Raw genomic sequence first — 21,228 nt, forward strand, 5'->3', positions numbered from 1 at the left:
GCTTTTGATTTCCACCACTCATCAGGCCGAGCGTTAGCTCGCCTTCAGCTTTTGATCTGAGCGCCCCCTCGAGAGGCCGAGTGGAGGTTCTGCGTAGTGGGCAACCCGGCATGGATGCCGGGTTAGCCGCCCCCGGCCATGGATGGCCGATGGCGGCGGGCCCACGGAGCAGGACCGGAGCGAGGGCATGCCGAGCCACAGCGAGGCACCGAACGAAAGGGGCAAGAGCCCTTGGTTACTTGGGGCTCTTCCAAGTGACTCGCCGTAAGGGCGAAACCAATAGCCGCCGTCACCGCAGCAACGGATATGTACACCCGAAAGAAAATGGTCGCCGGATAGACCGCTATCGCCGACAAACCAGCCCCTACAGAGAGATCCGTTCAGCTACCGAACGCTGCGACCTGTTGACCGGCTGGTTCAACCGTTTATTGAACTCCAGCCAGGCCCCCAACAACGCCATCAACCCCGCCCCCACCAAGGCGGTGAATATCTGCATGGCAAACGCATCGTCGGTCATGGCATTGACCATGTCCGCCAACGGCGCCAGCAACACGCCGAGGCAGAAGATTTCCAGCGAATAACGCCCCATGCGACAACTTTGCTGCGCCAGCCAGTTTTGCGTCCAGCCGGTATCGGGCAACAGTTTCGCCGTGACATACGCCAGCGCCAGAAAGTGCAGCAACCGCACCGGCGACAAGTCAGTCTTGCTGATCGGGTACAACAGGTTGCTCAGCCACGCAGGCATCAGCGCATCATGTATTTCCGGCCATCGCCAGGAGACGGTCAGCACGCCGGTAACCACCACATACACCACGGCACTGACAAACAACGGCCGGCGCAGCAACGGGCGCGCGTCAGGTAATCGGGGGCGCTGCCCGTAAGTCGCCGCCGCGCCGCCCAGCACAAACAGCAGTTGCCAGACCACGGGATTGAAGTACCACACGCCATCCTTGATGGCCGCCAGGTTCCAGCCGAACCACGGCGCCAACAGGTACACGGTCAACGACACGGCCACCACCGCCCACGGTTTGCGCACCAGCATCGGCAGCGCCAGCGGCAAGCCGGCCAGCAGCACGATGTACAGCGGGAGGGGGTCCATGAGGTTCGGCTTGAAGCGCAGCAGCAGTTCATCGACCAGGGCTTGCTGCGGGTTGGTGATGAAGTGGTGCATGCCCATTTCCTCCACCAGATCCCTCGTTTCCACGTGGCTGTTGGCGAAGAACACGATGCCCATCAGCATCGCCAGCAAGAAAATATGCACCACGTAGAGCACCCAGGCGCGGCGCAGAATCTTCACGCAGGCAATCAGATAACCGTCCCGTCGGAAGATTTTCCCGTAGGCCAGGACGGCCGCGTAACCGGCGAGAAACACGAAAATTTCCGCGGCATCGCTGAAACCGAAGTTACGCGGGGTGATTTGACCGAGGGGGTTGTGAGGCACGTGATCCCAGAAGATGAAGATCAGCGCCAGGCCTCGAAAAAAGTCGATTCGGTGATCGCGTTCAAACGTCATGACAGCGGGCTCGTGAACGGGTGTTGAATAAGGAGTGGTCAGCGCGGCAAAAGGTGCGCGCCGCGCATCGGCGGCGCGCAGGGTGGCGCGATTCGACGACAATTGCAAAAAACACGCTATTACTGAATGTCTCAGATGTGACTGGCTGAAAGAATCCATCCACTGGTCTGCCAGCGCGATGGCGTGCCCGAATAACGGTGCACGGCAGCTGTCGAATCTTTACCGAGCATGGTTCAGGAGCGTGAAACGTGAAGGTTTCGCTGATCGTTCCGGTCTTCAACGAAGAGCAAGCGATCAGCCTGTTTTATCAGGCCGTGCAGCGCGAGTTGAGGCTGGGCGGCGACGAGATCGAGATCGTATTCATCAACGATGGCAGCTCCGACCGGACGGCCGAACAGGTCAAGGCACTGGCGCAGGTCGACGAGCGTGTGTTGTTGATCAACTTTTCGCGCAACTTCGGCAAGGAACCGGCGTTGTTCGCCGGCCTGGAATACGCTTCTGGCGATGCGGTGATCCCCATGGACGTCGACTTGCAGGACCCGATCAGCGTCATTCCACTGTTGATTGACGAGTGGCAAAAGGGCGCGGACGTGGTGCTCGCCAAACGCCGCAACCGGGCCACCGACGGTTACCTCAAACGCCACAGCGCGGCGCTGTTCTACCACGTGCTGAACCGTATCGCGTACACCCGGATCGAAGAGAACGTCGGCGATTTCCGGTTGATGGATCGCAAGGTGGTCAACGTGATCCGCGCACTGCCCGAGCATCAATTGTTCATGAAAGGCGTGTTGTCGTGGGCCGGGTTCACCACCGCGGTGGTGGAGTACGAACGCGCCGGGCGCGTGGCCGGCAGCAGCAAGTTCAATGGCTGGAAACTGTGGAACCTGGCACTCGAAGGGGTGACGTCGTTCAGCACTGTGCCGCTGCGTTTGTGGACGTACGTCGGCGGCGGCATTTCGATTTTCGCGGTGCTTTACGCGGTGTACATGGTGCTGGACAAGATTTTCTTCGGCAACAGCGTACCCGGTTACCCATCGTTGATGACCGCCATTCTGTTTCTTGGCGGTGTGCAGTTGATTGGCATCGGCATCCTCGGTGAGTACGTCGGCCGGATCTATATCGAGGCCAAGCACCGGCCGCGCTACGTGGTCAAAGACATCGTCGGCGGCAAAGACCGGCTCGGGCTTTAGCATGGGCCGATTCCGCGATGTGCTCGGCAAGGAACTCGGCGGCCGACAGGTCTGGCTGTTTTTTCTGCTCGCGACGTTGCTGTATGTGCTGCCGCTGATTATTGCGGACTACCCGTACATCGATGATAACTGGCGATCCCTGTCGGCGGGCATGGCCTGGGCGGAGCAGGGGCGCCTGTTTACCCAGCTGTTCTACAACCTGCTCACCTTCGGCAGCGCGGCGCCGAACATCTTTCCATTGCCGCTATTGATCGCCACGCTGGCCATGGCCTCGGCACTGACCCGGCTGACGTTTCATTACTTTGCGCAACCGACGCTCGCCTGTTGCCTGGTGCCGTTGCCCCTCTGGTACAACCCGTTTTTTCTGCAAAACCTGTCTTATCAATATGACGGCCCCGCCATGGCCCTGAGCCTGGTGGCGGTGATCTACGCGATCACCTTTCGTCATCCTTCGCGCAGCCTGCAATGGCTGGTGCCTTCGCTCCTGATTGCACTGGCGCTGGGGCTTTATCAGATCAGTCTCAATGTGTTTGTGGGCTTGTGTTGCCTGGAACTGCTGCGAGGCGTAAATGACCGATGGGCCTGGCCGCAGTTGTGCAGGCTGATCGGCTGGAAACTGGCGCAGGTCACCATGGGGTGGTTGATGTATTGCGTCAGCGCCGTGGCGTTCATGGCGCAGGATCGCGCGCTGCTGTTGAACTGGACCGCCGCGCCGTTGCTGCAACTGCAGATCAACATCGGCAGAGTGCTGGAAAAAGTCGTGTTGCTGTTTCATGGCGGATTGGTCTGGGTGTTCGCCGCGCTGTTGCTGTGCGCCATCGTCGGCGCTGTGCAATTGGGGCTGAAGGTGTGGAAGCGTCAGGACAGCGGGCCGAAGAGAGCGTTGATCGGCCTGTTGTGTCTGCTGACCTTGCCGGTCGTGACGCTGCTGGTATCCGGCGTCGCGCTGTTTTTCCGCGACTTCAACGAGGGCGCTCGAACCCTGATGGGCTTCGCGGTTTTATTGATGCTGTTGTTCTACTTGAGCCATCTGGCGCTGGCGCAACTCCATGAACGACTGACGCTGTTGCTGGCGGTGCCACTGCTGGCGATGCTGTCGCTGTCGTTCGCTTACGGTCGGGTGCTGACGGTGCAGAAAGCCTTCAGCACCAGCGCACTGTTCAGCCTTGAGCACGACATTTCGACGCATCGGGAATTACGCGAGGCCAAGCGGATTTACATGTCGGTGACGTATTCCGATCACTGGCTGTCGGGGGCAGCAGGTTCGTTCAAGCAGATGCCGGTGTTGCACTATCTGCTGAACATCGACTTTTTCATGCTGGCCGAGAATCTGCCGAAGCTCGGCATCACCAACGTGGTCGCGGAGAAGGAGCGCCGCAATGCGACACGGTTGGGTTATCTGGGGTATCCGCCGTTGCTGGAGCGCCCGTACTACCGGATTTACCTGCTGGGGGACTACGGTTTTATCGTCATGAAAGAACCGGCCCCGATCAAGGCGCTTCGCTGGTGAAGCGCCTCGCTGGACTCAGGCCGCTGCCACTTCATTGGGCTCAAAACTGTCCGCCCGCGCCATCTGCCACATGCGTGAGTAGAACTCGCCGTTCACTTCCCCTGTTAGCAATTCCCCCGGTTTCAAAAACACATGCAGCTGCGAGAACAGCTTGATCTCGGTCGCGGACATGCGCCGCACCAGGTGCTTGGCCGACAACTGCGACGGATGATCGAGGCCGGCGGCGGCGAGCATTTCCGCGAGTGCCTTGAGGGTGTTGCGGTGGAAGTTGAACACCCGCTGGGCCTTGTCCGGGACGACGAGGGCACGCTGGCGCAAGGTGTCCTGCGTGGCGACGCCGGTCGGGCATTTGTTGGTGTGGCACGACTGCGACTGGATGCAGCCGATGGCGAACATGAAGCCGCGCGCCGAGTTGGCCCAGTCGGCGCCGATGGCCAGCACGCTGGCGATGTCGAAGGCGCTGACAATCTTGCCGCTGGCGCCGAGTTTGATTTTGTCCCGCAGGTTCAGGCCCACCAGCGTGTTGTGCACGAACAGCAGACCTTCGCGCATCGGTACGCCGATGTGGTCGGTGAACTCCACAGGCGCGGCCCCCGTGCCGCCTTCCTTGCCATCGACGACGATGAAGTCCGGGAGGATGCCGGTTTCCAGCATGGCCTTGGCGATGCCCATGAATTCCCACGGATGGCCGAGGCAGAACTTGAAGCCCACCGGTTTGCCGCCGGACAGTTCACGCAATTGCTGGATGAAGTGCATCAGTTCGATTGGCGTGGAAAACGCACTGTGCCGCGATGGCGAGATGCAGTCTTCGCCCATCAGGATGCCTCGGGTTTCGGCGATTTCCTTGGTGACCTTGTGCTTGGGCAGGATGCCGCCGTGGCCGGGTTTGGCGCCCTGGGACATTTTGATTTCGATCATCCGCACCTGCGGGGTTTGCGCTTGGGCGGCGAAGCGTTCCGGGTCGAAGCGACCGTCTGCAGTGCGGCAACCGAAGTAGCCGCTGCCGAGTTCCCAGGTCAGGTCGCCGCCGTTTTCCCGGTGATACGCGCTGATGCTGCCTTCACCCGTGTCGTGGGCGAAGTTGCCGAGCTTGGCGCCTTGGTTCAAGGCACGAATGGCGTTGGCGCTGAGCGAACCGAAACTCATGGCCGAGATGTTGAACACCGATGCCGAGTACGGCTGTGTGCACTGCGGGCCGCCGACCAGGGTTCGGAAACTGTTCGGGTCACTCAACGGCGCCGGGCGCATCGAGTGGCCGATGAATTCGAAACCGGATTGGTACACGTCGATCAACGTGCCGAAGGGTTTGTCGGCGCTTTCGTTCTTGGCGCGGGAATAGACCAGCGAACGCTGGGCCCGGGAGAAGGGCAGGGCGTCGCTGTCGGATTCGAGCAGGTACTGGCGGATTTCCGGACGGATGCCTTCCACCAGATAGCGGATGTTGCCGAGGATCGGGTAGTTGCGGCGTACGGCGTGAGGGCTTTGCAGCAGATCAAACAGGCCCACGAGGCTCAGGACACCGGTGACAGCGGTGATCGGCCAGAGCCAGTCGTGTTCCAGGAACGGCAGACTGGCGAGGGTGAAAATCACACAGACGGCAAAGAAGGCGTAGCGGCTCAGGAGTGACAGGCTCATACGGTTTCCTTGGGTTCGGACTCGGTTGTGTTCGGCACACCTATCCCTGTAGGAGCGAAGCTTGCTCGCGAAAGCGACATTTCAGCCAACATCAATGTTGAATGTGATGGCCTCTTCGCGAGCAAGCTTCGCTCCTACGGGACCGTGCTGTGTCAGGCATTCTGCGCCTGGAGGAAAATCGAAAACAGCTCGGACTGGGACTTGATCCCCAGCTTGCTGTACATGTGTTTCTTATGGACTTTCACGGTTTCGACAGAGATTTCCAGCTTACGGGCGATTTCTTTACTGGAGCAACCGCTGAGCATCAAACGCCCGACATCCAGCTCCCGGGCGGTCAGTTGCGCGCCTTTGAGTTGTTGCACCGAGGCTTCCAGCTGAACGCGCCAGTCACCTTGGACCGGTGCCGGCGCGAGAGCCACGACTTCGTTGATTTCGTAGGGCAGACGCTGACGCAACAAACCCAGCACCCACGGCTGGATCAACGACAGCAAAGCGATCTGCTGGCCGCTGAAACGCTGCTTGCTGCCCAGTGACAGGCACAACGTGCGGTCGCCTTCGAGCTGACAATTGAACTGGATTTCATCGGCCACCACATTCAGACGAAAGTAGCGCTGGTAATACTCGGTCAGCTCAAAGTGCTCCGGCGCCACTTCCGACAGGCGATACAGCCCGGTGCGCGATTGCTCGCGACAGGCAATGTAGAACGGGTCGAGCAGGTACAAACCGCGCAGGTAATCCTGGAACAACTGATCCGGACTGCCGTCTTCACCGGGACATTCGGCGAACACTTGCGGGTGCTGATCGGCGCTGAAAAGCAGCGCCACCCAACTGTCGAAGGTCACGTATTGATCCAGTAACCGGACAAGCTGCGTCCAGAAATTCGGCTTGTCGAGGGCGTCGATCAGTTGCCCGACCGAACGGTGCCAGGCGATGTCGTCTAACGAAAGTGTCATGCATCTACCCCTATCGGGTTACCCCAGCCGCGTGATTCCCTGGCCGGTTGCTTGCTGCGCATACTGGCGCACAGACAACGACCGGGCAATCTTTCTGCCGCCCGGCCACTAGAACAAGGAATACCCATGAAGGTCGAACTCGCCCAACTGGCGGGCCGTGACAACGACACGGCTTACAACCTCGAACGCGCTCTGGCGGCGATTGGTGCCTGCGCCGCCGACACGCAGTTGATCATGTTTCCCGAAAGCCACTTGATGGGCTTCCCGTCGGCCGAGACCGTGGCAGCCGTTGCCGAACCGCTGAACGGTCCGACCGTCAGCGCAATCGTCGCCGCGGCCCGCGAGCGCAACATCGCCGTGGTGATCGGTACGGCGGAAAACGACAACGGTCGTTTTTTCAACACCACGCTGCTGATTACCCCACAAGGCATCGCACTGAAATACCGCAAGACGCACCTGTGGGCGTCGGATCGCGGCGTGTACGAGCCGGGCGACCGCTACGCCACGTGCCTGTGGAACGGCGTGCGGGTCGGCCTGCTGATCTGCTACGACATCGAATTCCCGGAAACCGCCCGCGCCCTGGCGCAACTGGGCGCCGAATTGCTGATCGTCACCAACGGCAACATGGACCCGTACGGCCCGACGCACCGCACCGCGATCATGGCCCGCGCCCAGGAAAACCAGGCGTTTGCGCTGATGGTCAACCGGGTGGAAGAGGGCGATGGCGGGTTGTTGTTTGCCGGCGGCAGTGCGCTGGTGAATCCGCTGGGCACGCTGTTGTTCGAGGCCGGGCGCGAGGAGGGGCAGTTTGCGGTGGAGCTGGATTTCAGTCAGCTGGAAGCTGCGCGGCAGGATTACCGCTACCTGGATGATCAGCGGCTGAAGTTGCCGGGGGAGATGGTTGAGCATGCTTCTGGATTGAGGGAGCTGCTGATTCCTGTGCGCTGAGCGGCTGACGCTTTCGCTGGCAAGCCAGCTCCTACAGGGATCTCTAGTGAACACAGAGTTTGTGACCGCCCGCGATCAACTGTAGGAGCTGGCTTGCCGGCGATGAGGCCCTGACAGGCAACACATCTTTGTCGGTCTGAAACCAAGAACAACAAACGCAACACCCGTAATTTGCGCCGAACTCGGCTCTGCCATAAATCCAATAAAATTCGGAGTAGTCGCTCATGGCTCGTTTGCAACGCACCCTGTCATTGGGGGCGGTGGTGCTGTTTGGCATCGCCTACATGACGCCGATCGTTGTGCTCGGCACTTTCGGCATCCTCGCTCAATCCACCGCTGGCATGGTGCCGGCCGCGTACCTCGCGGCGCTGGTGGCGATGTTCTTTACCGCCATGAGTTACGGCCGGATGGCCTCGGCATTCCCTGTCGCTGGTTCGGCCTATAGCTACGTGCGCAAGGCGATCAGCCCGAAACTCGGTTTCATCGCCGGTTGGGCGGTGCTACTCGATTACCTGTTCCTGCCGATGGCAATCTGGCTGATCGGCGCGGCTTACCTCAACTCCGCATTCCCGGCCGTGCCGCAATGGATCTGGGTGCTGGCGTTCATCGGCATCACCAGCGCAATCAACATCGTCGGCCTGAAACTGGCCAACGGTATCAACGCCTTGCTGATGCTGGTGCAGTTTCTGGTGCTGATCGCCTTCGTGGCGCTGTGCGTGCATTACGTCGGCGGCGATGCGAGCACGCCGTTGTGGTCGGTGAAACCGTTCTTCAACGGCGACATGCAGATGCCACTGATCATGAGCGGTGCCGCCATCGCCTGTTACTCGTTCCTCGGTTTCGACGCGGTCAGTACCCTGACCGAAGAAACCCGCGATCCGCGCCGCACCATCCCGCGGGCGATCATGTTGATTACCCTGATCGGCGGGCTGATCTTCGTCGGCGTGTCGTACTTCGTGCAGATCGCGCACCCGTCGTTCCAGTTCGACAGCGTCGATTCGGCAGCCTATGAAATTGCCCGCAACATCGGTGGCGACCTGTTCGTGTCGATCTTCCTGATTGGCTTGATCGTCGGTCAATTCGCTTCGGGGCTGTCGGCTCAGGCCAGCGGTTCGCGCCTGCTCTACGCCATGGGCCGCGACGGCGTGCTGCCGAAATCCTTCTTCGGTACGTTGCATGAGCGTTTCGGGACGCCGATCAACAGCATCCTGCTGTGCGCAGTGGTTGCGTTGCTGGCGCTGAAACTGGACGTCACCACCTCGACCTCGTTCATCAACTTCGGCGCGTTCCTGGCGTTCAGCCTGGTGAACCTGTCGGTGATTTTTCACTACTGGATTGGCGGCGAGAAAAAGGGGCTGCGTGAGTTGGTGCTGTTCCTGATCTTCCCGTTCATTGGCCTGGCGGCGGATTTGTGGCTGATGGTCAGCCTCGATCACCTGGCGATTTACCTGGGCCTGAGCTGGCTGGCGATTGGCGTGGTGTACCTGGCGGTGCTGACCGGCGGATTCCGTCGCCAGCCGCCGGAGATGGATTTTCAGGAAGCCACATAACGCATACCGAACACCTTTGTAGGAGCCGGCTTGCCGGCGATGGCGGTCTCAAGATTTACGCAGGTCTTGAGATTGCCATCGCTGGCAAGCCAGCTCCTACAGGGGGCTGTGTTCAGGCAGTGGGTTTTGATTGGTGGATCGGCAATTCGACGCGGAAAGTGCTGCCAACGCCGACTTCACTCACTACCGAAATATCCCCCCGGTGTTTCTTCACGATGCCATAGGACAGGGACAACCCAAGCCCGGTCCCCTGGCCCACCGGTTTGGTGGTGAAGAACGGGTCGAAGATTTTTTGCAGGCTGGCCGGCGGGATGCCGGTGCCGGTGTCGGCGACTTCGATCCACACCTTTTCACCGTCGATGCCCGTGCGCAGGGTGAGGGTGCCACGTTCCGGGCCGATGGCCTGCGAGGCGTTGACGATGAGGTTCATGATCACCTGGTTGATCTGCGAGGGCAGGCATTCGATGTCGGGGAGGTGCTGATAGTCCTTCACCACATCGGCCTTGTACTTCAGTTCATTGGCCACGATGTTCAGCGTCGATTCGATGCCTTGCTGCAGATTCGCCCATTGCCATTCCTGGTTGGAGTCCACCCGCGAGAATTCCTTCAGGTCTTTGACGATCTGCCCGACGCGGCTGATGCCGTCCTTGGATTCCTTGATCAGCAACGGGATGTCGTCGCGCAGGAATTCCAGTTCGATTCGCTCACGCAGCTGTTTCAAGCGCTCGACCAGCTCGCTGGAACCGATCGCCTCTTCCGCATCCCGATAAGCGTCGAGCATTTCCTGCAGCTGTTTGAAATAGCCATCGAGGGTGCCGAGGTTGGAGGAAATGAAGCCGATGGGGTTGTTGATTTCATGGGCGACGCCGGCCGCCAGTTGCCCCAGTGACGCGAGTTTTTCCGACTGCACCAATTGCGATTCAAGCTGTTTGCGTTCGTCGATTTCCCGTTGCAATGCCTCACTGGCCTGTTTGAACTGTGTCGTTCTCTGATCCACCAGATGCTCCAGGTGGCTCATCTGCACAAAGGCCCGTTCGGTCATGTCCCATTTGGTCAGCAGGGTGTTGGCCATCTGCTGGACTTCAATGTTGTCGAACGGTTTTTTCAGAATCAGCAGACGGTCGTGCGCCTGCAAACGGTCCAGCAGTTCATCCCAGGAATAGTCGGAGTAGGCGGTACACACCACCACTTGCAGGCGCGGGTCTTCCTGCCACAGATGCTCGATGGTTTGTGCGCCGTCCCAGCCTTCGGGCATGCGCATGTCGACGAAGGCCAGCGCGTAGGGCTGGTTTTGCTGCAAGGCTTCTTGGAGTTTGCCCAGACCCTCTTGGCCGCCATACGCCGAATCCAGCTCGAACAGCGCGCGGGTGGATTTCACTTCACTGCCGAACAGCGCGGCCTCCATCTCATCCAGCTCGACGGTCTGTACGGGCGTCGGCGTGAGGATCTTGCGGAAATCCACATGAATGGACGGCGTGTCATCGATCAGCAAAATGCGGCGGTTCGACAGTTCGCTCATGCCTCCTCCATGACGGTTTTCAGCGGGATCTGCAGGGTGAACAGTGCGCCCTTGCCCGGCCCGTCACTGTGGGCGGTGAGGTGGCCATTCATCTCGATGGCTGCCAGTGCGCAACTGTGCAGACCAAAGCCGTGACCTTCCTTGCGGGTGGTAAAGCCGTGGGCAAAGATGCGCGTCATGTTTTCCGGGGCGATGCCTTCGCCATCATCCTTGACGCTGACTTGTAGCGTGGCGTCGTCGACCACTTTGACCCCGAGGGTCATTTGTCGCGGGCGGTTGCTGAGGTCAGACATCGCGTACTTGGCGTTGCTGATCAGGTTGATCAGGATCAGCAGCAACCGGTGCTTGTCGCCCATGACCTGCGGCACCTCGCCGTACTCCTTGACCACCGTGACGTGATGCCGGGTCAGCGCGCCGGAATTCATGCGCAGGGCATCCTCCAGCAATTCGCTGATGTGCAGCGGCTCCACCAGGCTGTTGGCGCCCGCGTAGGATTGCTGGGTGGCGACGATGTCCTTGATGTGGTCGACACTTTTGCTCAGTTGGGCCAGTTCGTCGCTCATGCCTTGCTGTTCGAGGGCGATGGCTTCGACCAGTTGGTTGAGGTAGCCGGGCAGCAACTTGCCTTTCTCGTCCTGGGTCAGGAAGGTGCCGAGGTCGCCGGGGTGTTCGTTGATCAATTGCATGGCTTTGCCCAGCCCCTGGGCCTTGCTGGCGCGCAGTTTGCGCGAGACCAGGTCGGCCGAGATGTTGACGCTGTTGAGCACGTTGCCGACGTTGTGCAGCACGTTGGTGGCGATCTCGGCCATGCCGGCCTGGCGCGCGGTGTCGAGCAGCTCGCTCTGGGTATCCTTGAGTTCACGGGTGCGTTCCTCTACCCGCAGTTCCAGTTCGTCATTGGCGTTTTTCAGGGCTCTGTTGACGCGATTGATAATGCTGAAACTGCGCATCAAGTGAATGGCCAGGTACACCAGCAACAGGACCAGCAACACCGAGAACACCAGCATGTAAAAGTGATAACGCTGCTCGACCACATCGGCCTGTTGCTGGTCCTTGTTCAACAGGCTGGTGATGTCGTCCAGACGCTCGGCGACGGGAATCGCTTCGATATTTCCCAGCAAGCGGTTGACCACCGGTTGTTCGCGCAGAATCAGTGAAATGTGGGTGCTCAGAATATCGATCGGGCTGTGAAACTGCTCGGGCAGGCGCAGCTTGTTCACCCCTAGCTTGTTCAGCCCGACCAGAATGTCAGCGGCCTTGTCGTCGGAAGTGACCTGGGCGAACTCCAGGCTGCTGAGCAGCAAATCGTAAGTGTCGGTGGCGATGTTCTGCAGTTGCAGTTTGTCGCCATCCACCAACCGGGCCAGGGGCTCCTGAATGTCGTCCTCGGCGGTGGGCAGGAACGCCAGTGAGTTGCGCAGCAGCGCGTTGTGGGACTTGAACTGTTCCACCAGCCGGGTCTTTTCCTCGATGGCGGCCAGGTACGCATCATGGCTGGCGCGCCAGATCGGCGAGTCGTTGCGGCCGTGGTTCGACTCCATGGTGTCGAACCGCTCCCACAGCTTTGTCATCTCGGTCAGCGGCGCGACCAACGGATCGTAGTTGTGGTTGGTGGCGATCCTGGCCTTGAGAATCTCGGTTTCCCATTGCGCGTTGAGCTGTTTGATCCGGCCGATCAGGTCCCGGGATTCGGCGTAGGTCGACGTCTCGTTCGAATTCGACTTGAGGTACAGGAACAGCAGCGTCGAGGCCAGTAACAAAGCGACGACGCCCAGCAGTGCGAGGCTGCGACGGCGGGACATTTTCATAAGGGTTTGCCTCCCCACTCACCGGTCAGGGTCTTGAGGAATTTGATGATCAGGGTTTTGTCCTCGGCGGAAGGAATGCGACCGAGCTGGAACTTGAACATCACGTCCACCGCTTCTTCCAGCGTGTTGGCCGAGCCGTCGTGAAAATACGGTGCGGTCACCGCGACATTGCGCAGGCTCGGTACCTTGAACACGTTGCGGTCCTCTTCATCCTTGGTCACCAGATAGCGACCCAGGTCGGAGTCGGTCGGGTTGCCGCGAACCTTGAAGTAATCGCCCATGACGCCGAACTTCTGGAACATGTTGCCGCCGATGTTCACGCCTTGATGGCAGGCGATGCAGCCATAATCCTTGAAGCGTTGGTAGCCGTACTTTTCCTCGGTCGTGAGGATGTCGGTGTTACCCAGCAGATACTGATCAAACCGCGAGTTGCTGCTGAGCAGCGTTCGTTCGTAAGTGGCCAGGGCGTTTTGCACATTGTTCATGGTCACGCCGTCCGGGTAGGCGTTGGTAAATGCGCTGCGGTAACCCGTGTCTGCGGACAGCACTTCCACTACGTGCTCCCAGTTGCTGCCCATTTCGCTGGGGCTTTTCACCACTTCATGGACCTGGGATTCCAGGGTGTCGGCGCGCCCGTTCCAGAACTGCCGGAAATTCAGGGTGGCGTTGAACACGCTGGGGGTGTTGATCGTCACTGGCTGACCGGCGAAGCCGATGGAAAACGCCTGGGTATCGGCCCCACCGTTTTCCAGTCGATGGCAACTGGCACAGGACAGCGTGTTGTTGACCGACAACCGCGTTTCATTGAACAACTGGCGACCGAGTTCGACGCGCAGAGGATTCTGTGCAGGCGCCGTTGGCAGTGGCTTGAGGGGTTCGTCCAGCGGCGCGGCGACGGTGCTCAGACAGAACCCGAGCAGCGGCACCAGGAGCAGGTAGTGAATGGACGGCGACATCTGATAATTCCTTGGCTGATAGCCCGTGTGTCGTTGCGCATCGTTCACGTGGCGGTAAATGGAGCAGGTTTCACCGACTCAAGGTATCGGGCGAAGGCGTCCGGTTCGACGGCTTTGCTGAAGTAGTAACCCTGGCCTTCTTCACATCGATGGGCCTTGAGGAAATCCAGCTGTTCGAGGGTTTCCACCCCTTCGGCGATGATGGTCAGCTTGAGGCTGCGGCCCAGGCTGATGATGGCGCTGACCAGTGCAGCGTCGTTGCTGTCGGTGCTTAAACCGCGAATGAACGACTGGTCGATTTTCAGCACGTCGATGGGAAAGCGCCGCAAGTAGCTGAGGCTGGAGTAGCCGGTGCCGAAGTCATCGATGGCCAGCCGGATACCCATGACCTTGAGTCGGGTCAGGGCGGTGACGGTGGTGTCGATGTTTTGCATCAACACGCCTTCGGTGATTTCCAGTTCCAGCAACGCCGGTTCCAGGCCCGTTTGTTCGAGGGTCAGTCCGATGCCGTCGACAAAGTCGCGCTGGCGGAAATCGATGGCCGACATATTCACCGACATGCATATTTTTGGCAGCCCTTCGGCTTGCCAGGCGCAGGCTTGTCGACAGGCCTCGGCCAGCACCCATTTGCTCAGCGGCACGATCAGACCGCTGTCTTCGGCCACACCGATGAACTCCGAAGGGTAGATCAACCCGTGCCCCGGTTTCTGCCAGCGGATCAACGCCTCGGCACCAACCACCTGACCACTGCTCAGGTCCAGTTTGGGTTGGTAATGCAGGACAAACTCGTTGCGCTCCAGCGCCAGGCGAATACCGGTTTCGATACTTTGCTGATCCCTGGCGCGCTGGTTCATTTCATCGATGAAAAAGCTGAAATCATTCGGGCCGATTTCCTTGATGTTGCGCATCGCGGTCTCGGCTTTTTTGATCAGCTCGATCGCTTCGAGGCCATCATCGGGATAAATGCTGATGCCCAGGCTCGCGGTCACGCTCAAGTCGTGGCCAGCGATATGCAGGGGGATGCGAATGGCGTTCAAGAGTTTTTCGGCGATGCCCCTGGTCTGTTGAGGGTGGCGAATGTCGGCGAGGATGACCACGAATTCGTCGGAGCCATAGCGAAACACCGAATCCGACTCGCGCACGGTGGCCACCAGATTGCGGCTGACCTGTTTCAACATCTCGTCACCGGCCGGATGGCCGAGCGCATTGTTGATGCGCTTGAAGCGGTCGAGCCCCAGAAACATCACTGCCAGTTGTTTGTCATTGCGTCGTGAAAGGGCCAGCGACTGGTTCAACCGGTCACCCAGCAACGTGCTGTTGGGCAACTCGGTCAACACGTCGTACTGCAGCAAGTGCGACACCTTGAGCAGCTCGTGAACCCGCGCCTCGATGGTTTGCTCCAGGCTCAGCACTATCATCGCCGCGTCCTGCGCCATCTGCCATTTCCAGGTCAGGGCACTGGCCATCTGGCGGATTTCCAGGCTGTCGAAGGGCTTTTTCAGCACCAGCATCTGGTCGCCGAACTCCAGCCGTTCGGTCATGGCTTCCCAGGTGTAATCCGAAAAAGCGGTGCACAGCGCGATTTCCAGGTGCGGGTCGGCTTGCCACATTTGCTTGATGGTTTCCAGGCCGTCCCAGCCCGGCGGCATGCGCATGTCAGTGAACACCAGCGCATAGGGGCGGCCTTCAGCCAATGCGTGTTTGACCAGTTCGAGGGCTTCCTGGCCCTGGTACGCCGAGTCGAGCTGAAACGTCAGGCGATCCGTGTGCGGCGTGCCGAACAGTGCGGCTTCTGTGCCAGCGAGGGTCTGTTCATCGTCGGTTTCGGGGCCGAGGATCTTGCGGAAGTCATCATGAATCGAAGGCGTGTCGTCGACGATCAGGATGCGCCGGTTGGTCCGCACGCAAGGCACTTTCATCCTTTGTCCTCCGTGGACCGGTGCGGGTTGTCCCGGATCGGCACGATGCTTCCGGCTTTCAGCAGCTCGGCGGCCTGCTGGCTGCTGACCGCTTTGCTGAAGAAGTAACCCTGGGCGTTCATCGGCGACCCGGTGGCCATCAATGAACTGCGCTGTTCCTGGGTTTCGACACCTTCGGCGATGATTCCGATCCCTACCTCCCGGGCGAAATTGATAATGGCGCGCAAGGTGTTGGCACTGGCCGGGTCGCGGGCGGCGGTATCGATGAACGGTTGAGCGAGCTTCAGGTGATTGACCTGATAGGTCTTGAGGTAATCGAACGACGAATACTCGGTGCCGAAGTCGTCGATGGCAATCTTCACCCCCAGCTCCCGCAGGCGCGGCAGCACATCGTTGTGGGTCCATTTGGTCTGGGCCAGCGTCGCCTCGGTGACGTCGAAGCGCAGGTCCCAGGCGCAGAGCTCCCAGCGCGCGGTGGTGCGCAGCACGTCATAAATCAGTTCCGGGCCGCTCTTGAGCTGGGCCAGGGACAGCTTGATCGCAATCACCGGTGGCGCGACACCTTCATCCCGCCACTGGCGCATTTGCCGGCAGGCGCGATCGAGTACCCAGTGACCGAGGGCGATGATGGTGCCGGTCTTTTCGGCGGCAGGCAGGAACGCGGAGGCTTCCAGCAAGCCGCGCCCGGGGTGATTCCAGGTGACCTGCGCTTCCATCCCGAGGATCTTGCCGCTGCTCAGGTCCACTTCCGGCCAGTAACGCAGTTCGAGTTCATCGTGCTCGATGGCCTCTCTCAATTCGCTGGCGATGGTCATGCGCTCGACCATCTCCTGATTGATCTCTTCGGAGTGGAAGTGGTACTGGTTTCGGCCCTTTTCCTTGGAGCGATAGAGCGCCATGTCGGCCTGGGTCAGCAGGCCGTCGGCGCTGGTGCAGGCCGGGCTGTAGCTGCTGATGCCGATGCTGACCGACACCCGGACATCGTTGCCGGCCAGGGAGTAGGGGAGCACCAGCGCGTCGCGGACCTTGGTGGCCAGGGACGCGGAGTGGGTCGGGTCGCTGACGTCCAGTTGCAGGATCGCGAACTCGTCGCCGCCAAGGCGGGCGACGATATCGTTCTCTCGTACGCATGCCTTGATCCGCCGGGCGACTTCTTGCAGCAACAGATCGCCCACCGGGTGCCCGAGGGTATCGTTGATGCGTTTGAAGTGATCCAGGTCCAGATAAAAGATGGCAAACGGGGTCGCGCCACGACGCGCAGCGGCGAAGGCCTGGTGCAGCCGTTCGATCAGCGTCGCGCGGTTGACCAGCCCGGTCAGCCCGTCGGTGCGCGCCAGCAGGAAGATTTTCTCCTCGGCCAGCTTGCGCTCGGTGATGTCGATGATGATGCCTTCGACTTCCAGCAGGCGGCCTTCATCGTCGCGCACCGGGATGTAGCGGTTTTCCACCCAGCGCCAGGCCCCTTCGCCAGTGCGCATCCGAAACTCGATGGACGCTCCGGCGGCATGGCGGTCCAGCACCCGCGCCATCGCCGTGTCGACCTTCGCTTGATCGTCAGGATGAATCAGCTCCCGGGCCCAGTTGGCCGAGGCCACCAGTTTCGCCGCGACATGCCCGTATTTGGTGATGTTGTGCGAGATGTACATCAGTGGAAACGACGGTTCGCCCCGCAGCCGATAGAGAATGGTCGGGCTGTTCTGCACGATGATGTTGGCATCGGACAGTTCCCGGGTACGCTCCTCGACCGCTTGTTCGAGCAGCGACATCTTCAGCGCCGCGTCTTCGGTCATTTGCCACTTGGCGGTCAGCGCGCTGGCCATCTGGCGGATTTCGATGGCATCGAACGGTTTCTTGAGAATCAGCAGGCGGTCGCCGAGTTCCAGGCGCTCGTCGATGTCTTCCCAGGAATAGTCGGAGTAGGCCGTGCAAAGCGCCACTTGCAGCTTCGGATCGACCTGCCACAGCCGTTCGATGGTTTCCAGGCCGTCCCAGCCCGGCGGCATGCGCATGTCGATGAAGGCCATTGCATAAGGCAGGTCGTTGGCCAGGGCCGTCTCGACCTTGTCCAGTGCTTCAAGGCCCTGAAACGCCGAATCTAGGATGAAGCTCTGCAACGTGATGGCCGCCGTGGTGCCGAACAAGGCATTTTCAGCGCTGGTCAGGCTGTCGTCGTCAAACGAAGGCGGGCTGAGGATCTTGATGAAGTCCTCGTGGATTGAAGCGGTGTCGTCGACGATAAGAATCCGACGATTGGTCCGCGACAACAGCGTATTCATCGCCATATGCCGGGACCGACAGCGTTTTGATACACCGTGTTCATAAGGGGCATCCTTTCCCTGACCGCTTGGCCGAACGTACAGATAATGGATCCGAGTGACGTGAGCATAGTCGCCCGGATCAGACTTCGCGCAACCGACTGAAACGAATCATTGCAGTGGTGGGTCGAAAATCATCTAGCCTGTAGGTCAGGATCCGGCAATAGGGGATGTTTGCCCGGTTCCCGACATATCGCTGTAACCGTTTTCGCCCGAGGTAATGCCATGGAAGAGCAACTCCCCACGAGGTCCACCTATAAACCCAAAGTGCTGCTGGTCGACGATGAGGAGTCCATCCTCAATAGCCTGCGTCGACTGTTGCGCGGCCAGCCCTACGACGTGTTGCTGGCCACCAGCGGCGCCCAGGCCCTGGAAATCATGGCGCAGCAGCCCATCGACCTGGTGATGAGTGACGCGCGCATGCCCAACATGGACGGCGCCACGCTGCTGGCCCTCATCCACCAGCATTACCCCGATACCGTGCGCATCATGCTGACCGGTTATGCCGATCCGTCAGCCATTATCAAGGCCATCAATGACGGGCAGATTCACCGTTACATCAGCAAACCCTGGCACGATGAGGAAATGCTGCTGGTCCTGCGACAATCACTCGCGTATCAGCATTCCGAGCGTGAACGGTTGCGTCTGGTCCAGGAAACGTGGGATCAGAATCAGGAATTGAAGCTGCTCAACATCACCCTGGACAAACGCGTCGCCTCCCGCACCGCTGAGCTGCAGCAGACCGCCGACATGCTCGACCTGGCCTACGAAGAGCTCAAGCACAGTTACGTTACCGGCACCGAAATGTTCTCGCTGCTGGCCAACCTGCGCATGCCGCCGGCCAAACAGACCAACCGCCAGATCATCGAACTGGTGCGGGTGTACTGCAAACTTCATGGCCTGGACGAAGGCACCAGCCGCGACCTGACCATGGCGGCGGCGCTCTACAACATCGGCAAGCTGAGCTGGACCGACAGCATGATGACCGCCCCCGCGGACCTGTTGCATCACAATGATCGCGAGCGTTATCGCAATTATCCGAAGCAGAGCGAATCCCTGTTGATGACGCTCGACCCGATGAAGGACGCTGCCCGTCTGATTCTTCACCATCAGGAGCGTTGGGACGGCAGCGGTTTTCCCGACCGGCTCAAGGGCGAGGCGATACCGGTCGGTTCCCGGCTGTTGAAACTGGCAGTGGATTTCATCGAGTTGCAGCGCGGGTTGATCCTGGAACGGCAGATGAACAGCGATGAGGCGCTGGTGTATATCCGCAGCTACGCCGGAAAACTCTACGACCCCGAGATGGTGGAGGATTTCATCAAGGTGTGTGCCGCGTACCTGAGCGATGTGTCCCTGGCCGATCCGATGGTCAAGGTCATGACCACCCGGGAATTGGCAGCGGGGATGGTCCTGGCGCGCAACCTCAACGCCGACAACGGCATGCTGTTGCTCAACGCCGGCAAGGTGCTGAACGGACCGCTGGTGGAAAAGCTGATCGCCTTCGAGGCCATGGAGGGCGCGAAATACAGCATTTTCGTGAAGGTGCCGGAAGAAGTGAACAGCGCGATTCTCGAGATGGAACAGGTTCCCCAGGCTCAGCACTGATCCTCTGTAGGAGCGAGCCTGCTCGCGATGAACCTGAGAACGCTGCGGGCTGCCGGGCCTACCGCGTTATCGTTGACGATCATCGCGAGCAAGCTCGCTCCTACAAGGGGCGGGTATGCTCTGCCAGAGGTTTTTTCGGCGTGACGATGTCCCGCCACTCATGTGATGCTTGCACCTTTTAGCCAAGGCCTCGCCTCACTCATGACGCTTGCATCCGCCACTTCCCCCCGCATCATCCACATCGCCGCCGCCTTGTTGATCGGCCCTGACGGTCGCACGCTGCTGGTGCGCAAACGTGGCACTGAAGCTTTCATGCAACCGGGCGGCAAGATCGAAGCCCATGAACAACCGGTTCACGCCCTGGTGCGTGAGCTGGAAGAAGAGTTGGGATTGGCCATCGATCCGGCGCACGCCACTTATCTGGGGCAGTTCTCGGCACCGGCCGCCAACGAGCCAGGTTTTGTCGTACAGGCCGAACTCTTTCTGCTGACCATCGATTCAGACGTATCGCCTGCGGCGGAAATCGAAGAGGTGCGCTGGATCGACCCCGCCACCGACGGCGATGTGACGCTGGCGCCATTGACACGCGACCTGATCCTGCCGTTTTATCGAGCCTCGCTGAGCGCAATCGCCTGATCATTCACGCCAAGGAACCGCCATGATCCCGCTTCAAGACTTGCTGATCTTCGCCGCTGCCGCGTTGCTGATGGTACTGACGCCGGGACCGAACATGATTTACCTGATCTCTCGTTCGATCTGCCAGGGGCGCAAGGCCGGAGTCACTTCGCTGCTCGGTGTGGTGGCGGGTTTTTTTGTGCACCTGTTCGCCGCGGCAGCGGGATTGACGGCGGTGTTCCTCGCGGTGCCGATGGCCTATGAAGTGTTGAAGTGGGCCGGCGCGCTGTACCTGGTGTGGCTGGCCTGGCAGGCGGTCAAACCGGGCGCGCGTTCGCCGTTCGAGGCACAGCAGTTGCCGCCGGATTCCTCGCGCAAACTGATCACCATGGGCTTTTTGACCAGCGCCCTGAACCCGAAAATTGCGGTGTTTTACCTCTCGGTGTTTCCGCAATTCATCACCCCTGAGCACGGTTCGGTGTTCAACCAAAGCATCATCCTCGGCCTGACCCAGATCAGCGTCAGTTTCAGCGTCAACCTGCTGATCGCGGTGTTCGCCGCCGGCATCGCGTCGTGGTTCGTCAACAACCCGACCTGGCTGGCGGTGCAGCGTTACTTCATGGGGTTTGTGTTGGCGGCGCTGGCCGTGCGGCTGATGCTTGAGCAACGACGGACAGCGTGAACATGTGGATTGAACGGCTTGATGCCAGCCATGCCCTGGACTATCGGGCGTTGATGCTCGAAGCCTACGACCTGCATCCCCAGGCGTTTACCTCCACCGTGCGCGAACGCGCCACGATGCCGCTGAGCTGGTGGGAATCGCGCCTGAGCAACAAACTCGATGTGGTGTTCGGGGCGTTTGAGGAAGGGAAGCTGTCGGGCATCGTCGGCCTTGCCTTCGATCCTCGGGAAAAGGCCCGGCACAAGGCGACGCTGTTTGGCATGTACGTGTCCAGTCAGGTCCGCCAGCGCGGGCTCGGGTATCAACTGGTGCAGGCGGCGTTGACCGAAGCGCAAACCCACCCGGGGTTGAGGCTGATTCAACTGACCGTTACCGCCGGCAATGACGCGGCGTTCAGCCTGTACCAGCGTTGCGGCTTCATCCAGTTCGGCCTCGAACCACTGGCGGTGCGGGTGGGCGAGGACTACTTCGACAAGATTCATATGTGGCGCGAGATCTGAACCCACCACG

The 21,228-nt window shown here is 60.1% G+C and carries 16 protein-coding genes; 8 read left to right on the forward strand and 8 right to left on the reverse strand.

From position 1 onward, the window contains the following. Positions 1-364: 364 nt before the first annotated feature. On the reverse strand, positions 365-1,513 hold the full coding sequence (locus KGB25_RS26895; protein ID WP_008043557.1) for an OpgC family protein: 1,149 nt from the start codon (positions 1,511-1,513) through the stop codon (positions 365-367). Positions 1,514-1,761: 248 nt separating this feature from the next. Between KGB25_RS26895 and KGB25_RS26900 the strand changes: the two genes are divergently transcribed. Together KGB25_RS26900 and KGB25_RS26905 are read left to right on the forward strand one after the other, a co-directional pair. Beyond that, complete coding sequence (locus KGB25_RS26900; RefSeq protein WP_008043559.1) at positions 1,762-2,703, forward strand: glycosyltransferase family 2 protein; 942 nt, start codon at positions 1,762-1,764, stop codon at positions 2,701-2,703. Between the two features lies 1 nt (position 2,704). Then, complete coding sequence (locus tag KGB25_RS26905) at positions 2,705-4,213, forward strand: glucosyltransferase domain-containing protein (protein WP_223437415.1); 1,509 nt, start codon at positions 2,705-2,707, stop codon at positions 4,211-4,213. 15 nt (positions 4,214-4,228) lie between these two features. Here the strand turns inward: KGB25_RS26905 and KGB25_RS26910 are convergent, their stop codons facing one another. Then, positions 4,229-5,848 (reverse strand): FMN-binding glutamate synthase family protein, encoded by a 1,620-nt coding sequence (locus tag KGB25_RS26910; RefSeq protein WP_223437417.1) that lies wholly within the window; start codon positions 5,846-5,848, stop codon positions 4,229-4,231. A gap of 152 nt (positions 5,849-6,000) precedes the next feature. Beyond that, positions 6,001-6,801 carry a helix-turn-helix transcriptional regulator gene (locus tag KGB25_RS26915; RefSeq protein WP_008032237.1) on the reverse strand — a complete coding sequence of 267 codons (801 nt, stop codon included), beginning with the start codon at positions 6,799-6,801 and terminating at the stop codon, positions 6,001-6,003. A gap of 126 nt (positions 6,802-6,927) precedes the next feature. Here KGB25_RS26915 and KGB25_RS26920 point away from each other — a divergent pair, with 126 nt between their 5' ends. Continuing rightward, positions 6,928-7,749 carry a carbon-nitrogen hydrolase family protein gene (locus KGB25_RS26920; protein ID WP_008043565.1) on the forward strand — a complete coding sequence of 274 codons (822 nt, stop codon included), beginning with the start codon at positions 6,928-6,930 and terminating at the stop codon, positions 7,747-7,749. Between the two features lie 224 nt (positions 7,750-7,973). Then, positions 7,974-9,299 carry an APC family permease gene (locus KGB25_RS26925; protein ID WP_223437419.1) on the forward strand — a complete coding sequence of 442 codons (1,326 nt, stop codon included), beginning with the start codon at positions 7,974-7,976 and terminating at the stop codon, positions 9,297-9,299. Positions 9,300-9,411: 112 nt separating this feature from the next. Here the strand turns inward: KGB25_RS26925 and KGB25_RS26930 are convergent, their stop codons facing one another. From KGB25_RS26930 to KGB25_RS26950, 5 genes are read right to left on the reverse strand one after another with little or no spacing between them, the layout of a single operon-like run. Further along, positions 9,412-10,818, reverse strand: a complete 1,407-nt coding sequence (locus KGB25_RS26930; RefSeq protein WP_223437421.1) for an ATP-binding protein — start codon at positions 10,816-10,818, stop codon at positions 9,412-9,414. Beyond that, on the reverse strand, positions 10,815-12,626 hold the full coding sequence (locus tag KGB25_RS26935) for a DAHL domain-containing protein (protein ID WP_008043569.1): 1,812 nt from the start codon (positions 12,624-12,626) through the stop codon (positions 10,815-10,817). The genes KGB25_RS26930 and KGB25_RS26935 overlap by 4 nt, the downstream gene beginning before the upstream one ends. After that, on the reverse strand, positions 12,623-13,582 hold the full coding sequence (locus tag KGB25_RS26940; RefSeq protein WP_207286683.1) for a cytochrome-c peroxidase: 960 nt from the start codon (positions 13,580-13,582) through the stop codon (positions 12,623-12,625). The genes KGB25_RS26935 and KGB25_RS26940 overlap by 4 nt, the downstream gene beginning before the upstream one ends. Positions 13,583-13,626: 44 nt before the next feature. Next, positions 13,627-15,501: a putative bifunctional diguanylate cyclase/phosphodiesterase gene (locus KGB25_RS26945; RefSeq protein ID WP_223437423.1), complete on the reverse strand. Its 1,875-nt coding sequence runs from the start codon at positions 15,499-15,501 to the stop codon at positions 13,627-13,629. Continuing rightward, complete coding sequence (locus KGB25_RS26950) at positions 15,498-17,783, reverse strand: putative bifunctional diguanylate cyclase/phosphodiesterase (protein ID WP_008043573.1); 2,286 nt, start codon at positions 17,781-17,783, stop codon at positions 15,498-15,500. Before KGB25_RS26950 ends, KGB25_RS26945 begins: the two co-directional genes overlap by 4 nt. A 258-nt stretch (positions 17,784-18,041) precedes the next feature. Between KGB25_RS26950 and KGB25_RS26955 the strand changes: the two genes are divergently transcribed. From KGB25_RS26955 to KGB25_RS26970, 4 genes are all read left to right on the forward strand, one after another. Beyond that, entirely contained in the window at positions 18,042-19,421 is a 1,380-nt protein-coding gene (locus KGB25_RS26955; RefSeq protein ID WP_223437425.1) for an HD domain-containing phosphohydrolase, read from the forward strand. A 201-nt stretch (positions 19,422-19,622) separates the two neighbouring features. Continuing rightward, positions 19,623-20,057 (forward strand): NUDIX hydrolase, encoded by a 435-nt coding sequence (locus tag KGB25_RS26960; RefSeq protein WP_008043577.1) that lies wholly within the window; start codon positions 19,623-19,625, stop codon positions 20,055-20,057. 22 nt (positions 20,058-20,079) lie between these two features. Then, positions 20,080-20,718, forward strand: coding sequence for a LysE family translocator (locus KGB25_RS26965; RefSeq protein WP_008032220.1), 639 nt, complete (start codon positions 20,080-20,082; stop codon positions 20,716-20,718). A gap of 2 nt (positions 20,719-20,720) precedes the next feature. Continuing rightward, the gene (locus KGB25_RS26970; protein WP_207286685.1) at positions 20,721-21,218 is read left to right on the forward strand and encodes a GNAT family N-acetyltransferase; all 498 of its coding nucleotides are present in this window, start codon (positions 20,721-20,723) and stop codon (positions 21,216-21,218) included. Positions 21,219-21,228: the final 10 nt, after the last annotated feature.

It is taken from the genome of Pseudomonas sp. BF-RE-21, from assembly GCF_019947305.1.
Lineage (GTDB): Bacteria > Pseudomonadota > Gammaproteobacteria > Pseudomonadales > Pseudomonadaceae > Aquipseudomonas > Aquipseudomonas migulae.